Genomic DNA, 13,693 nt, shown 5'->3' with positions numbered 1-13,693 from the left:
AGGCGCCGGCCGAGCCGAGCGCGGCCGACCGCGCCGCCGGCCGCGGCGTACGCGCCGCCTGACTCTTTGGTTGACAGAGCGTTAGCACGTCGTCGCGCGTACGTGTTCACCCGTTCGGCCTATTAGTACCTGGCCGATCAGAAATCCCGGAATGGAACTTCCACGGACGCCACGCGAGTTCTGCCGGTCACGTCGTCCCTGACGTCATGATTCGACGATTGTCCATGCACGCACGTGCGACGCTGGCTTGCAATGTGGAACTTGCATACGCGGCCAACCGGGTACGGAGGCCCACCCGAAAGTACGATGTCGCACCGGTCCTCTCGTGACGGACTGTGGCTACTCGATCGCGTGGCGGATGCGAACCTCGGCACGAGGGACCGGACGCATCAGTCACGCCGCCGGGAGGAGCCGCTATGGCGGAGGAGCGTAAGGAGTCTTGGGCCGGCGTCGGGCCGGTCATCATCACCCAGGCCCCGGAGGTCTCGGGGCGCAGCAGCACCGACACGATCATGCGGATCGCGTACGGAATGGTCTCGGCCGTGGTCGTCAGCCTGGTCTGGATCATCGCCAGCGCGGTCGATCCCGTGGTCAAAGCCTGGTCGGTGATCATCGGACTGTCCGTGACCGCGGCTCTGCTGGCCGGGCACGCCTTGATGGAAGTGGGCCGGGTGCGACGCGAGATCGTCGTGGCCGAGGCCCGCATGCAGACCGCGGTCGCGGCGGTGGCGCACACCGTCTCGGCCCACGCGAGCCTTGTCGCGCCGCAGCAGCGACGGCCGAACCGTCCCCGGCGCCGGCGCCGGACGGCCCAACGGCGTCCGGACGCCGGCACCCCGGGACAGATCCTCTCCGAGGAGTTCCAGATGTACCTGCAGGGGCGCGACTCCCGCTTCAACGAGCCCTGACCGCGCCCTGAGCGCCATCGCGAGCATCGTGAGCTAGGCAGAACCACGAGCTGAGACGAGCACCGCCGAGTCGGTCAAGCGGGTCTGTCCGACAGACTCTCCTGACCCTGCTCGGTCCCCAGCTGCCGCCGGGACCTCCGCCCCGGACCGACGTCGATACGGCCCCGGCCGAACGCGTCGATCTGACCCCAGCGACCGGGGATGTCGAGCAACGCCAGATGGCCCATGCCGGCCGGCAGCGCCGGATCGACCACCAGATGCTCCCCCAGCGGTTCGAGCCCGAGCATCGTACGCAGGAACAGCAGCGGCGCCCCCGTAGACCAAGCCTGCGGGCTGCACGCCGTCGGATATTGCACCGGATAGCGGGTCAGGTCGCGTTCGTATCCGCCGAACGCCTCCGGCAGGCGGCCCTCGAAGTACGTCGCGGCGTCCAGGATGCCCGCCGCGATCCGGGCCGCCTCCCGCTTGAATCCGTACCGGCGCAGGCCCCAGGCGATGAACGAGTTGTCGAACGGCCACACCGTGCCGGTGTGATAACCGATCGGGTTGAACCGCTGGGCGTCCGTGGCCAGGGTGCGTACGCCCCAGCCGGAGAACAGCTGTGGACTCATGAGGTGCCCGGCGATCGCCTTGGCCTTGCCGTTGTCGACGATCCCGCTCCACAACAGATGCCCGATGTTGGACGACAGCGCGTCCACCTGGGAGCCGTCGGCTTCCACCGCCAGGGCGAAGTACTTGCCCTCGGCCACCCAGTAGTCCCGGTTGAACCGCTTCTTCAGGTCCGCCGCGGACTTCTCCAACCGCTCGGCCAGCGCCGGATCGTTCCACACGGTCCGGGCCAGCCGGGCGCCGCGCACCTTCGCGTCGTACGCGTACCCCTGCAGTTCGCAGGTGGCGCGCGGAAAGCCGGGCAGCCGGCCGTCCTGGTAGGAGATGGAGTCCCAGGAGTCCTTCCAGCACTGGTTCTCCAGGCCGGTCTCCTCGTTGCGCCGCTGGTAGGAGATGTAACCGTTGCCCATCAGGTCGGCGTACTCGTCGATCCAGTCGAGCGCGGCGCGGGCCTGGAACTCCAGCGCCTTCACGAGCTTCGTGTCGCCCGTCCACCGCTCGTACTCGTCCAGGAGCACCACGAACAGCGGAGTGGCGTCGGCATTGCCGAAGTACGGGCTGTGCGGCTGTTCCTCGAAGGCGGCCGACTCGCCGTACCGGATCTCGTGCAGGATGCGTCCGGGGTCCTCGTCCCGGAAGTCGTCCGTCCGCGTGCCCTGCCGGGCGCCGAGTTCCTTCAGCGTCGTCGCCGCCAGCTCCGGCTCGAACGGCAGCGCTTGAAGACTGGTGAAGATGCTGTCCCGGCCGAACATCGTCATGAACCAGGGCAGCCCGGCCGCGGGCAGGCTGCGCCCGCCCGAGGTGAGCGGGGAGAACCGCAGCGCGGCCAGGTCGGTCAGGCTGCGCTGATAGATGTCGGCCAGCGGCCGCCAGTCGCACTCCGTCCGCGGCGCCTGCCGGATCCAGTGATCGAGGTCCTTCTCGAGGTCGGGCTTGCTCCGATCGCGGGCCAGCGTCGCCGGATGGCCGCCGGGGCCGACGATGGCCGCCGCCAGGTGCAGATCGGTCGTCCACTGCTCGTGCGGCGCGATGTGCAGGAAGAACGACATCCCGTGGTCGTCCACCACGGCCGGGACCGTGCTGGAGATGATGGTCTCCCGGTGGTAGGTGTCGCGTTCATAGCCGCACACCAGCCGGTCGCCGTCGAGGCGCGTGTAGAGCTTGCCCTTCTTCTCCTGCGCGTTCTTGACGTCGAACAGGTCGGCGAAGTCGCACGCCACGTCCATCCGCACCGCGAGGTCGACCGCCTCGTCCGCGTGGTTGAGCAGGGTCAGCTGCTCGTCGAAGCCGCTCGGCGTCACCGTACGCCGCCGGATGACCGACAGCTTCGCGTCGACGTACACCGTGCCGGTCTCCGGAACCAGGAAGAACCGGGTCTCGAAGTACTGCATGTCATCGGTCGACAAGGCCTGCAGCCGCTGCCCGTCGACGGTCAGCACCCAGCGCGACAGAAACCGGGTGTCCCAGGCGAACAGCCCGTCCGGCTCGGTCGGGCTCGCCTCGATGTCCCCGCGGTCGTCGCTGACCACGAAGGTGTTCCCGTGCAGGATGCTCACGCTCATGACGCACTCCCGCTCGCCTCGAGCGCGGAGACCCGGGAGGCCGGCGGCCCCGGGAAGATCCGCTGCAGTTGGATGGGCAGCTCGATGTCGCCTTGGATGGCCATCGCGCCGCGCAGCACCGAGGCCATCCCGTTGGCCTCGCCGGTGACGAGGCGGTCGAGCAGGTCTTGCGAGATCTGCACGACGCAGTCCGCCGGAGCCTTGCCCCGGGCCACCGCCACTTCGCCGTCGCCGAACGTGATCAGCCAGTGCCCGCCCGGCTTGCCGGACAGGTCGCCATCGGTGTGGACGTCGATCCGCAGGGCGCCCGAGGCCCCGGCCAGTCGCGGGTCGTGCCCGCGATCGGCCAGCTCCGTGAAGAATTCTTCCGTCGGATTGGTCATGCGGTCATCGTCCGAGGATCTCGACACGCGGGTCTTCGCCCGCCATGGGTGAGACACGTCCACATCGTCGCAGGAACAACGCCTCGGCCAGGGCCATATCGGCGATCTCGGCCGGATCCACGCTCTCGTCCGGCTCGTGCCGGCGGGCCAGCGGCTCCTCCACCCCGATCAGGAGGATCTCGGCGTCCGGGAAGTGCTCGGCCAGCCCGACACAGAGCGGGTTGGTGCCGCCCCGGCCCAGCTGGGCGGGTTCCTCGCCGTAGACGTCGCGCAGGGACTCCGTCAGGGCGGCGTACGCGGGGCCGCCGGCGCGCGCCAGGAACGGCGGGACGGCGGACTCACGGTCGACGCGTACGTGGGCTCCCCAGGGCGCGACCGCGTTCAGGTGGCCGACGAGCGCCTGCGCCGCCTTCACCTCGTCCACGTGCGGCGGTACGCGCAAGTCCAGCCGAGCCCGCGCCCACGGCTGGATCATGCCGTGCTCTCCGCGTACGGGGTAGTCGATGTCGAGCACGGTGATCGCCGGACGGGCCCAGAGGCTGTCGGCGATCCCGCCGTTTCCCAGCAACGCCACCCCGTCCAGGACGGCGGCGTCCTCCCGGAACCGGGCCGGTGCGTAGATCGCGCCCGCCCACGAACTCATGTTGTCCAGCCCGAGGACGTTCGTGTTGCCGGCCGCGTCCCGGAAGCTCGCCAGCATGAGCAGCAAGGCCGCCAGCGCGTCCGGCGCGGGTCCGCCGTACGGGCCGGCCTCACGCGGTTCGGTCAGCGTCTCCACCGTCACCGACAGCGCCACGTGGCCGCGCAGGCTCACCGTGACGGCCGGTACGCCCACCGCCAGGTTGCCGGCGTCGCCGATGACGAAGACGTCGGCCGCCAGCAGCGAGGCGTACTCCCCCAGCGACCGGGCCAGGCTGCCCGCGCTCCGTTCGGCCGAGCCCTCGACGACGACCTTCAGGTTCACCGGCAGCTCGTCACCCAGTGCCCGGATGGCGGTCAGGTGCATGAGCAGGTTGCCCTTGCAGTCGGACGCGCCGCGGCCGTACCACCGGCCGTCCAGCTCGGTCAGCTCGAACGGCGGCGTCTTCCAGACGTCCTCGTCCGGGGCCGGATGAACGTCGTAATGGGCGTACAACAGGACGGTCGGCGCGTCCGGTCCGGCGTCGGAGCGGTCGGCGTAGACCGTCGGACCGGCGTCCGGCACGGGCAGCAGCCGGACATGCGGGAAATCCGCCCCCCGCAACGTTTCGGCCACCCATTCGGCGGCTCGCACGCACTCGGCGGCGGTGCGGTCATCGGCTCCGGCCACCGACCGGATCGCGATGAGCTTGGCCAGGTCATCGTGGGCCGACGACATGAGGTCGTCCACCCGGGCGCGCAACTCGACGGCGTTCACTCGCCAACCTTCGCCGTCCGAACGGGTGCCGGCGTCACCCTCGTCAGGTGAAAAAGGTTGTGCAGTAACCAAGTCGAGCAGGCCCCCGGCTGGGGGCCGGATGCGAAAACGCATGACCGGAGTAGCCCACGAAGGCCATTATTTTGGGCTTATGCTACGAAAGCGCCCAGGCTTGGAGCCCGTCGGACTCTTCCAGCCGGGCGGTTTCGCTCCCGCGGGGGGTCGGGGACACATGACTCACGTCATCGACAACGTGGCGCCAGCCACTGTGGACAGTTGGCTGCCGCCCGTCGCGGGCGGTCTGCTCCGGCGGCGGCTGCACGAGGCGTTCGACCAGGGGCGTTCCGGGGATCTGCTCGTCGTCACGGGTCCGGCCGGATCCGGGAAGACCACCGCACTGGCCATGTGGGCCGCCGACGCGGCCGGGGCCGCGCGAATCGCCTGGGTGAGCCTCGGGCCGCTCGACGGCGATCCCGGCGTCTTCTGGACCTCGCTGACGACGGCCGTCGACCGGGCGACGGGCACCACCGGGCGACCGGAGACGGTCGGCCTGCTCGCCCGCTCCCTGGAGCAGCTGGAGGAGCAGCTCATCATCGTCCTCGACAACGGCGAGCACCTGCGCCGGTCCGCCGGCATGGTGTCCGCGCTGCTCAGTCACGACATGCCGCAGGTGCGGGTCATCTTCGCCGCGCGCGAGGCGCCGGCCGCGCAGCTGAGCCGGCTGCGGCTCATCGGCCGGCTCACCGAGGTGGGCCCGGACGACCTCGCCTTCAACCCGCGCGAAGCGGCCCAGTTCTGGTCGCTGCGCCAGCGCACCCTGACCCCGGCCGAGGCGACCGCGCTGGTCGACCGCACCGGCGGGCTGGCCGCCGGGGTCTGCGCACCCGACGTCCACACCGCCGGATTCACCGACGTCCTCGCCGACTTCCTGCGGGCCGAGCTGCTCGGCCGCCTCCCGGCCGAGCACCGGGACTTCCTGCTGCGGTGCAGCCTGCTCGACGACCTCGACGCGCGGTCCGCGGAGGCGGTCACCGGCCGCCGCGACGCCGCCCGCCTGCTGGATCACCTGCGCCGCGAACATCATCTACTGGTACGCCCAGCGGAGGAACCGGAGCGGTTACGGCTGCGGCGGCCCTACGCCGCCTTCCTTCGCGACGAGGCGCGGCTGGTGATCGCCGAGCACCTTCCGGACGTGCACGCCCGAGCCGCCCAGCATTACGCCGAGCGCGACCGGCCGGAGGCCGCCCTGCGGCACGCGGCCGCCTCCGGCCGGTCCCAGCTGGCCGCGGAGGTGGGCGTACGCGTCGCCGCACCGCTCGTGCTGGGCGCCGCCCGGGAGGTGTTCCTGGGCCTGCCCGCCTGGGTTCCCGCCCGCGACGCGGTCCGTCATCCGGAGACGGCGACGGTCCTTGCGCTGGCGGCGGTCGCCCGGGACGACGAGCACACCGCCGGGGCGTACGCGAGACTCGCCCGCGAGCGCTTCGGCGAGGTCGCCACGGAACGGCGGCTGCCCATGCAGGCCGCGTTGTGCCTCGGCGACCTCCTGCTCGCCCGGCAACGCGAGGACGTCGAGGCGATCGGCCGGACGATGACGACCCTGCTGGAGTTGCTCGACGCCACCGTCCCGGGCCTGGTGCCCGCCGCGGACGGGATGCGCGCGATCGCGGCCGAGTGCCTCGGGTACGCCGCCCTGTGGACCGGCGATCTGACGCTGGCCCGGTCCAGCCTGGAGGCCTCTGCCGTCCACAGTGGTCAGCAGGAGCTGACGCTGGCCTCCGGGGCGGCGCTGGGCGGGCTCGCCCTGGTGCACGCACTGCGGGGGGACGTCGGGCAGGCCGCCCAGCTCGCGTACGCCCGCGATCCGGCCGCCTCGGACGTGCCGGAGGCGTACCGCCGGCCAGCCCGGCTGGCACGCGGTTTGGTGCTGTGGCTGCGGGGGGCGGCGTCGGACGCGCTGACCGTGGTCGGCGCCGAACCGGGTGACCGCGACGACCGGCCGAGCGCGTACGCCACTGGACTCGTCCGGGCCCGGATCCTGCTGACGCTCGGCGACGTGCCGGCGGCGCGCGAGGCGTTGGCCGCGGCCGGACCGGCGACCGGACCGTCTCTTCTGGACGACTGGCGCGCGGTGACCACCGCCGAACTGCACCTGGCGGAGGGTCGCCCGGCGAAGGCGGTGACCGCGGCCGGCTACGCCATGCGCGACGGCCGTACGCCGCTGGACAGTCACGCGTGCATCGTGGCGGCTCGCGCGCATCTGGCCGGGGGCGAGCTGAACGCCGCCTCCCGGATCCTGGAGGCGGTCCACCGGACGAGCGCGACGGCCGGTCCCTGGGCGCAGGTGAACGCGTGGCTCGCGGAGAGCCTGATCGCCGACCGGCTGGGGCACGAAGGAGCGGTCCGGATCGCGATCGGGACCGCTCTGGTGATCGCCGACGTCGACGGCCTCGTGGCGCCGTTCGGCGAGGTGGGCGGGGAAGCGCGGGCGCTCCTGGACCGCAACCGCGATCTGGTGGCCGACTATCCCCTGCTGAGCGTCCGCCTGGACGCCGTACGCCCGGTCGCCTCGGTCACCGTGAGCGACCGGCTGCTGGAAGATCTGACGGACCGGGAGCTGGCGGTGCTGCGGTACCTGCCGAGCCTGCTCACCGTGCGGGACGTGGCCGCCGAACTGTCGGTCTCGCAGAACACCGTGAAGACCCACGTCCGCAGCATCTACCGCAAGCTGTCCGTCGGCACCCGGCGGGACGCCGTCGGACGGGCGCGCCGCCTCGGGCTCTTGTAGATCCCTAGGCGGCGCGCCCGTCCGATTTATTCACGGCCAGATCATCCCCATCCCGTCGGCCTCCGCCAACGCCTCGATCTCCGAACGGAGGTACCGGCGTTGTCCGCCCAAAGTCCGGCCGCATTGGAACTTGCCCTTCTGCGCCCAGCGGATCACCGTCGACGGGTCGACCCGGAAAAGCCGGGCGACCTCACCGGTACGCATGAGCGGATGCGCGTGGTGCGGCGTCTGCTCGAGCGTTTCTAGCTCCATCATTCCTCCTCCCCCGCCGGTTCCGGCGGGCCGTCGTTCGGGGCGGTGTCATTCGGGGCGGTGTCGTTCCGGCTTTCGCCGTCCACGGCTTCGCCGTTCGGGGCGTCGCCGTTCAGGGCCTGCGCATGCGGGGCTTTTCCGTCCGGATCTTTGCCGTTCGACGCTTTGCCGTTCGGTGCCTTTCCGTCCGGTGCCTTTCCGTCCGGTGCCTTTCCGTCCGGCGCCTTTCCGTCCGGGGATCCGCTCGGGGACTTGCCTTGCGGACCGGCCAGGAACGCCGGATCCAGCCCGGGCGGCGGCCCGATCGGGTCGCCCGCGCCGCTGCGGAACGCGTACGCGGCCAGATCCGCGGCCGCCACGTCGGCGGCGGCGATGAGCGAGCGCAACGGGCTCAATTCCGGGCAGATGCTGGTCTCCCGGACCGTCTGCATGTACAGGGGCACCGACGTGTCGAAGATGGCGACCGCGTTGCGGCGGCTGCCGGCAAGCTCCTCACGTTCGGCCTGGCCCCGGTCCTCGAGATGAGGCTCCCGGGGCGGCGGGATCTTCGGCTTCCCCCGGGAAGCCGCCGCCGGCGATCCCGCCGCGCTCTTTCCCGTGCGTTTCACGGGAGACTTGCGTTTCCGGCTTTCCGGTGGAGGTGCGGCTGCGCCGTCGGGAGCGCTCGACCGCACCTCCACCTTGCGTACCGCATTCGGCGGGAGAGCCTTCCGGCGGGCCAGATGGGTCCGCTTGGCCGCGCGCGCCGCGCCGCCGGACCGTCGCGCCCGGCTCATCGCAGCGCCGCCCGGTGCCGTGCGGCTTGCCGCGGGTCACTGACCCGGCGGCGATCCGGCCCGTGCGGTACGCCGTCCATGAAATTCGAGCCGGCAAGGTCGTCGTCGACCCCGGCCCAGCGGTTGACGTACGTGTACAACTCTTGAATCTCCCGGCCCCGCACATGGGCCAGGAGGGCGGTGGCGGTCGCGACGATGACGACGATCGCGATGAGCGCCAGGCACAGCTGACCGACGGTCAGCGAGGTCAGCCCGTTCACGGCGTACCTCCGGTGAGCATCGCCGCCAGCTTCACCCGGCCGCGTTTGGTCAGCGCCTGAACCATCGCCGGCGTACGCCCCATCACGGCGGCCGCGTCGACCTCGTCGAGCCCGCAGAAGAACGTCAGCGCGATCGCCTCCTGTTGCGGCGGCGACAATCGGCGTACCGCCGCCAGCAGTTCGCGTCCGTCGTCCTCGGGCCCCCGCAGCTCCCCCAGCTCGACCAGGCCCAGCCGGTAGCGGCGGGAGTGGAAGTGGCGTACCGCCCGGTCCCGGGCCAGGCCCAGCAACCAGCACAAGGGAGAGTCGGCGGTCGCCCGCAGCCCGCCGATGAGCCGCAGCGCCCGGTCCCAGACCTCCCGCACCAACTGCTGAGCGAGCTTCTCCTCACCACACCAGAGCCAGATGTACTTGTAGACCTCCGTGTTGAAGCGGTCGTAGAACTCGCCGACCGCCTCGACATCGCCCCGCTGGATTCGCACCACGAGCTGCCAGGCTTCGGTCCGGCCCGCCGCCGGCACGGCCCGGCCCCGCCCCGCGCCGGCGACCACGGGCCGGGGCCGCGGACCACCGTTCGGCCTGCGGTGCCGGGAGTCTCCGCCGATCAGGCGGTAGGACCCCGTGGTGCACCTGACCCAATCACTCACGTTGATTGCCTCTCCTTCGAAGTCTCGGCGGCTTCGCCGTCAGTGAATGCGCGCATCGCCTCACCTCCCGCGCCCAGCGCGATCGCCATGCCGGTGAAGATCAGTGCGGCGGCCCACGGGTCCAGCAGTGTCGTCACGACTGCTACCGCGCAGATCGGCACCATCAACAGCAAGACGAGGAGGTGGCGGCGCAGCGCGCGCCTCACCTGGGTCGGCCCACCGCAACCGTGAAAAGCCGGTCGAACCGGGTGTGCTCGGCGGGCAGGCCGCCGAGCTTGGGTTCGGACTTCATCGCGTGCAGCGCGCTCGCGACGAACTGCCCACCTGGAATCGAGACGCCGCGCCGGATGCGGTTGAAGCTGCTCTCCGCGATGCCCAGGAATCTGGCCTTCTCGGCGTCGGTACGGAGACCCAGCAGCTCGAAGATCTCGTCGAACGCTTTTCCGTTGTACGCCAGGCGTGGAAGCTTGCTAAATTCGTGCACGCATGCACTATAGAGCCATGCATGCACGACGCCTAGTCGCCCGGATGGGTGACAGCCTTCGAACCATTTGGAGGAGCTCCTCTTTCACGGACGCACGAACGGGGCGCACCGCGCCGACCCGGCGGCCCTTACCGGTCGGTACCATGGGATCCGTGAGTCGCCGCCGGAGAGAGCCGCAGAGTCCCTTCGGGTGGTATCTCCGCCGACTCATGGACAGCAATGGATTTATGTCGGATGGCGATCTCGAAGCGGCCTCGGGCGTGTCGGCCTCGCTGATCTCGCGCTATCAAGCCGGCGAGATCACTCCGACGCCGGACAACCTGCGCAAGCTCGCCCCCGTTCTCGGCGTACGCCTGGGCGAGTTGATGGTCGAGTCCGGACTGGCCACCCGGGAGGAACTCGGCATGGTCGCGCCGCCCTCCCCGAAGCCTCGCGTCGACCCCGTGCTCGCCGACGCGCAGCGGCACCTCGCCGATCCGCACCTGCCCGGTGACGTTAAGGACTACCTGCGCGCGACCGTCAAAGGCGCGATAGCGTACTGGCGGCAGCAACTCGACCTGAACAGCGTCCCGCCCGAGCCACCGGCACCGGAGCCGGCGCGGATCGCCGTCGCCGTCCGGCCGAAGCCTTCCGGGGTCGGCCGAAGGTAGCCTCGTCCACGACCTACGCCGCCTGGCCGTGCGCCCGGCGGCTGGTTGTGATACCCCAGTCACGTTGACCGATGAGTCAGTACGGAGGCCGGCCATGGCGGAGAGCGACTCCGAACAGGTGCCGCCGATCGTCGTGCCGCCGTCGCGTACGCCGACCGGCCGCGGTGGCGAGTTGCTGATCCGGGTGGCCATCTGCGCCGCCTCCGGGCTGGTGGTGAGTCTGGTGTGGATCCTGGCCGGGCTCGGCGACGGCCACCTCAAGACGGCCAGCCTCGTGATCGGACTGTCGGCGGCGGCCGTCCTCGCCCTGGTGGTCGGCTACGTCCGGTTCGAGGTGGCCCGGGTCCGCCGGGAGTTGACCGAGACCGAGACCCGGCTCGTCGCCACCGTGGAGACGGCGTTCGCCGGCCTGCAGGCCCAGATCCACGCGCTGCAGACGCCTCCCCCCGCGCCCCGCAACGGCAAGCGGTCGCAGCCGATCCAGCGGGGCCTGCGCAAGCGGGAGAAGGACGTCGACTCCGCGATCGCCAACGATCTGCGCATCTTCCTCCAGGGCCGCGAGTCGGCGTACGAGGACGACGACGGGGTCTGACCAAGCCGCCAAATATCGCGAAAGTTCGATAATGTGCCCGTCATGGGTGAGGACGGCGACGTAGCGACACTATTGGGGACGGCGCTCTGCGCCTTGGCCGCATTCGTCTTTCTCTGGGTGCTGTTCGGCGGCGTCCGGATCGTCAATCAGGTCGAACGGGGCGTCGTCTTCCGGTTCGGCCGGGCCCGGACCCGCGTACGCCCGCCCGGCCTGGCCGTGGTCCTGCCGTTGGTGGACCGCCTCCGGAAGGTCAACGTGCAGATCGTGACGCTGCCGGTCCCCTCACAGGAGGGCATCACCCGCGACAACGTCTCCGTCAAGGTCGACGCCGTGGTCTACTTCCGCGTCTCCGATCCCTACAAGGCCCTGATCGAGGTGCAGAGCTACATGATCGCGGTGGAGCTGCTGGCGCAGACGTCGCTGCGATCGATCATCGGCAAGAGCGAGCTGGACGACCTGCTGTCCAACCGGGACGAGTTGCACCGGGAGCTGCGGCTGCTGCTCGACGCCCCGACGCAGGCGTGGGGCGTACACGTCGACCGGGTGGAGATCAAGGACGTCCAGCTGCCCGAGCAGATGAAACGCGCGATGTCCAAGCAGGCCGAGGCCGAACGGGAACGACGTGCCCGGGTCATCACCGCCGACGGCGAGTTCCGCGCCGCGCAGAGTCTCGCGGACGCCTCCACGATCATGGCCGAGACGCCCGGCGCGATGCAGCTGCGTCTGCTGCAGACGGTCGTCGAGGTCGCGGCCGAGAAGAACTCGACGCTGGTCATGCCGTTCCCGGTCGAGCTGCTGCGGTTCTTCGACCGGCTGGCGCAGCCGGAGGCCGACACGGGCCGGGTCGGGCGGGAGCCGCCCATCCCGCCGGAGATCCCCCACTCGCGTCCGGCCAGCGACTGACCCACCCACGACGGATTCCACACGAATTCGGACTTCGCCGGGAACCGGACCGGACCTTCCGGCGACCTGCATGGCGCACCCTCGCCCGTTCCTGGGCCGAGGGCACGTCGCATGGGATGAGGTCCGATGAGAAGTCTCTTCAAGCGCGCGCTCGTGACGCTGGCCGTCGCCACGGCCGCGGTCGCCGTCTCGGCGAGCGCGGCGTCCGCGCACGTCACGGTGAACCCGAGCCAGGCGGTGCAGGGCGGCTACACCAAGCTGACCTTCCGGGTGCCGAACGAGAAGGACTCGGCCACGACGACCAAGGTGGAGGTGGTCCTCCCGGTCGAGCTGCCCATCGGGCACATCTCGGTCAAGCCGGTGCCCGGCTGGACGGTGGCCACCGAGAAGACCAAGCTTCCCACGCCGGTGCAGGTGGGCGAGAGCACGATCACCGAGGCGGTCACGAAGATCATCTGGACCGCCGCCGGCGACGCCGCGATCAAGCCCGGCCAGTTCCAGGAGTTCGACGTGTCGGCCGGACCGCTGCCCCAGGCCGACCAGATCGTGTTCAAGGCGCTCCAGACCTACTCCGACGGCGACGTCGTCCGCTGGATCGAGGTCCCGGCGGACGGGAAGGCCGAGCCCGACCACCCGGCCCCGGTCCTCAAGCTCACCGGCAAGACCGCGGCCTCGCCGTCCGCCGCCACGGTCGCGGTCGCTTCTGACGACTCCGCCGACGCCGGCACCGGCCTCGCCGTCGCGGCCCTGGTCGTGGCCGCCCTGGCCGCGGTCTTCGCCGGGCTCGCCTGGCGCCGCCGGCCCTCGGGAAACTGACGAAGATCGCTGCGGTACGCCTGCCCGCCGCCTGCCGCCCGGCTGAACGCACCACCGGACGGATCGGGCGGCGGGCCACGAAACGGGCAGCCGATTGACCGACCTTTGCGGCTCTCGTGAGGTTGACCAGGTCGTTCCTTGAGGTTTCGCGGCCAGCTTCGACGGCTCACCGATCGCGAGGAGGCGAAGAACATGGTGAAGCTCTCGAAGAAGATGATGGTGACGCTGGGAGCGTCGGGCGTACTGGCGCTCGGCATCGCGGCCCCGGTCGCCGCGTGGGCGGCCGACGGAACCCCCAAGCCGACCGGCTCGGCGTCGTCGTCGACCCAGTCCAGCAAGCCGAAGCCCCCGGAGCACGGCAAGTCCGGTGTGGACCGCACCGCGAAGCTCAAGGAGCGGCTCGACGCCGCCGTGAAGGCCGGCAAGCTGACCCAGGCCGAGGCCGACGCCGTCCTCAAGGCGGGCAAGCTCGGCCTGCTCGGCGGCCACCCCGGCACCCCGCCCTCCGGCGCCCCGTCCACCCCCACCAAATAGCCCCCCGCCCCCACCCCCACCCCACCCTCCGCCCCCCACCCCCACCCCCGACAGCCCCGTTGATCATGGAGTTAACCGTGGCCTCGACGGTGTGTGGAGGGTGGTAACTCCATGATAAACGGGACGGGACGGGGCG

At 70.8% G+C, this 13,693-nt stretch carries 15 protein-coding genes and 1 pseudogene; 7 read left to right on the top strand and 9 right to left on the bottom strand.

What is annotated here, in order from left to right:
• Positions 1–416: 416 nt before the first annotated feature.
• Positions 417–908: a hypothetical protein gene (locus tag AB0M47_RS38495; RefSeq protein ID WP_363423016.1), complete on the top strand. Its 492-nt coding sequence runs from the start codon at positions 417–419 to the stop codon at positions 906–908.
• Positions 909–1,057: 149 nt separating this feature from the next.
• Here the strand turns inward: AB0M47_RS38495 and AB0M47_RS38490 are convergent.
• The 3 genes and pseudogenes from AB0M47_RS38490 to AB0M47_RS38480 all read right to left on the bottom strand — a co-directional run.
• Positions 1,058–3,079: pseudogene (locus AB0M47_RS38490) on the bottom strand (glycogen debranching N-terminal domain-containing protein); the annotation flags it as partial.
• Positions 3,076–3,462 carry an SCP2 sterol-binding domain-containing protein gene (locus tag AB0M47_RS38485; RefSeq protein WP_363423014.1) on the bottom strand — a complete coding sequence of 129 codons (387 nt, stop codon included), beginning with the start codon at positions 3,460–3,462 and terminating at the stop codon, positions 3,076–3,078. The pseudogene AB0M47_RS38490 and the gene AB0M47_RS38485, both read right to left, overlap by 4 nt.
• A gap of 4 nt (positions 3,463–3,466) precedes the next feature.
• A complete protein-coding gene (locus tag AB0M47_RS38480) occupies positions 3,467–4,858 on the bottom strand; it encodes a M20/M25/M40 family metallo-hydrolase (protein WP_363423012.1) in 1,392 nt (463 codons plus the stop codon).
• Positions 4,859–5,090: 232 nt separating this feature from the next.
• Between AB0M47_RS38480 and AB0M47_RS38475 the strand changes: the two genes are divergently transcribed.
• Positions 5,091–7,643: a LuxR C-terminal-related transcriptional regulator gene (locus AB0M47_RS38475; RefSeq protein ID WP_363423010.1), complete on the top strand. Its 2,553-nt coding sequence runs from the start codon at positions 5,091–5,093 to the stop codon at positions 7,641–7,643.
• Between the two features lie 30 nt (positions 7,644–7,673).
• On the opposite strand, the gene AB0M47_RS38470 is transcribed toward AB0M47_RS38475, so the two are convergent.
• From AB0M47_RS38470 to AB0M47_RS38445, 6 genes are all read right to left on the bottom strand, one after another.
• On the bottom strand, positions 7,674–7,898 hold the full coding sequence (locus AB0M47_RS38470) for a helix-turn-helix domain-containing protein (protein WP_275978187.1): 225 nt from the start codon (positions 7,896–7,898) through the stop codon (positions 7,674–7,676).
• Positions 7,895–8,503 carry a hypothetical protein gene (locus tag AB0M47_RS38465; protein ID WP_363423008.1) on the bottom strand — a complete coding sequence of 203 codons (609 nt, stop codon included), beginning with the start codon at positions 8,501–8,503 and terminating at the stop codon, positions 7,895–7,897. Before AB0M47_RS38465 ends, AB0M47_RS38470 begins: the two co-directional genes overlap by 4 nt.
• A 164-nt stretch (positions 8,504–8,667) precedes the next feature.
• Positions 8,668–8,931 carry a hypothetical protein gene (locus tag AB0M47_RS38460; RefSeq protein WP_253752772.1) on the bottom strand — a complete coding sequence of 88 codons (264 nt, stop codon included), beginning with the start codon at positions 8,929–8,931 and terminating at the stop codon, positions 8,668–8,670.
• Positions 8,928–9,578, bottom strand: coding sequence for a sigma-70 family RNA polymerase sigma factor (locus AB0M47_RS38455; RefSeq protein WP_363423006.1), 651 nt, complete (start codon positions 9,576–9,578; stop codon positions 8,928–8,930). The genes AB0M47_RS38460 and AB0M47_RS38455 overlap by 4 nt, the downstream gene beginning before the upstream one ends.
• A complete protein-coding gene (locus AB0M47_RS38450) occupies positions 9,575–9,784 on the bottom strand; it encodes a hypothetical protein (protein ID WP_253752776.1) in 210 nt (69 codons plus the stop codon). The genes AB0M47_RS38455 and AB0M47_RS38450 overlap by 4 nt, the downstream gene beginning before the upstream one ends.
• A complete protein-coding gene (locus AB0M47_RS38445; RefSeq protein ID WP_253752778.1) occupies positions 9,781–10,062 on the bottom strand; it encodes a hypothetical protein in 282 nt (93 codons plus the stop codon). The genes AB0M47_RS38450 and AB0M47_RS38445 overlap by 4 nt, the downstream gene beginning before the upstream one ends.
• A 2-nt stretch (positions 10,063–10,064) precedes the next feature.
• Here AB0M47_RS38445 and AB0M47_RS38440 point away from each other — a divergent pair, with 2 nt between their 5' ends.
• The 5 genes from AB0M47_RS38440 to AB0M47_RS38420 all read left to right on the top strand — a co-directional run bounded on the left by AB0M47_RS38440 (position 10,065) and on the right by AB0M47_RS38420 (position 13,557).
• On the top strand, positions 10,065–10,712 hold the full coding sequence (locus AB0M47_RS38440) for a helix-turn-helix domain-containing protein (protein ID WP_363423003.1): 648 nt from the start codon (positions 10,065–10,067) through the stop codon (positions 10,710–10,712).
• Positions 10,713–10,806: 94 nt separating this feature from the next.
• Positions 10,807–11,304, top strand: coding sequence for a hypothetical protein (locus tag AB0M47_RS38435; protein ID WP_363423001.1), 498 nt, complete (start codon positions 10,807–10,809; stop codon positions 11,302–11,304).
• 42 nt (positions 11,305–11,346) lie between these two features.
• The gene (locus AB0M47_RS38430; protein ID WP_363422999.1) at positions 11,347–12,207 is read left to right on the top strand and encodes an SPFH domain-containing protein; all 861 of its coding nucleotides are present in this window, start codon (positions 11,347–11,349) and stop codon (positions 12,205–12,207) included.
• 126 nt (positions 12,208–12,333) lie between these two features.
• Positions 12,334–13,023: a YcnI family protein gene (locus tag AB0M47_RS38425; protein ID WP_363422997.1), complete on the top strand. Its 690-nt coding sequence runs from the start codon at positions 12,334–12,336 to the stop codon at positions 13,021–13,023.
• Positions 13,024–13,161: 138 nt separating this feature from the next.
• Entirely contained in the window at positions 13,162–13,557 is a 396-nt protein-coding gene (locus AB0M47_RS38420; RefSeq protein WP_363422995.1) for a hypothetical protein, read from the top strand.
• Positions 13,558–13,693 lie beyond the last annotated feature (136 nt).

This window comes from Hamadaea sp. NPDC051192 (genome assembly GCF_040682475.1).
In the GTDB taxonomy this organism is placed as follows: Bacteria; Actinomycetota; Actinomycetes; order Mycobacteriales; family Micromonosporaceae; genus Hamadaea; species Hamadaea flava.
This window is presented reverse-complemented; position numbering and strand designations above follow the sequence as displayed.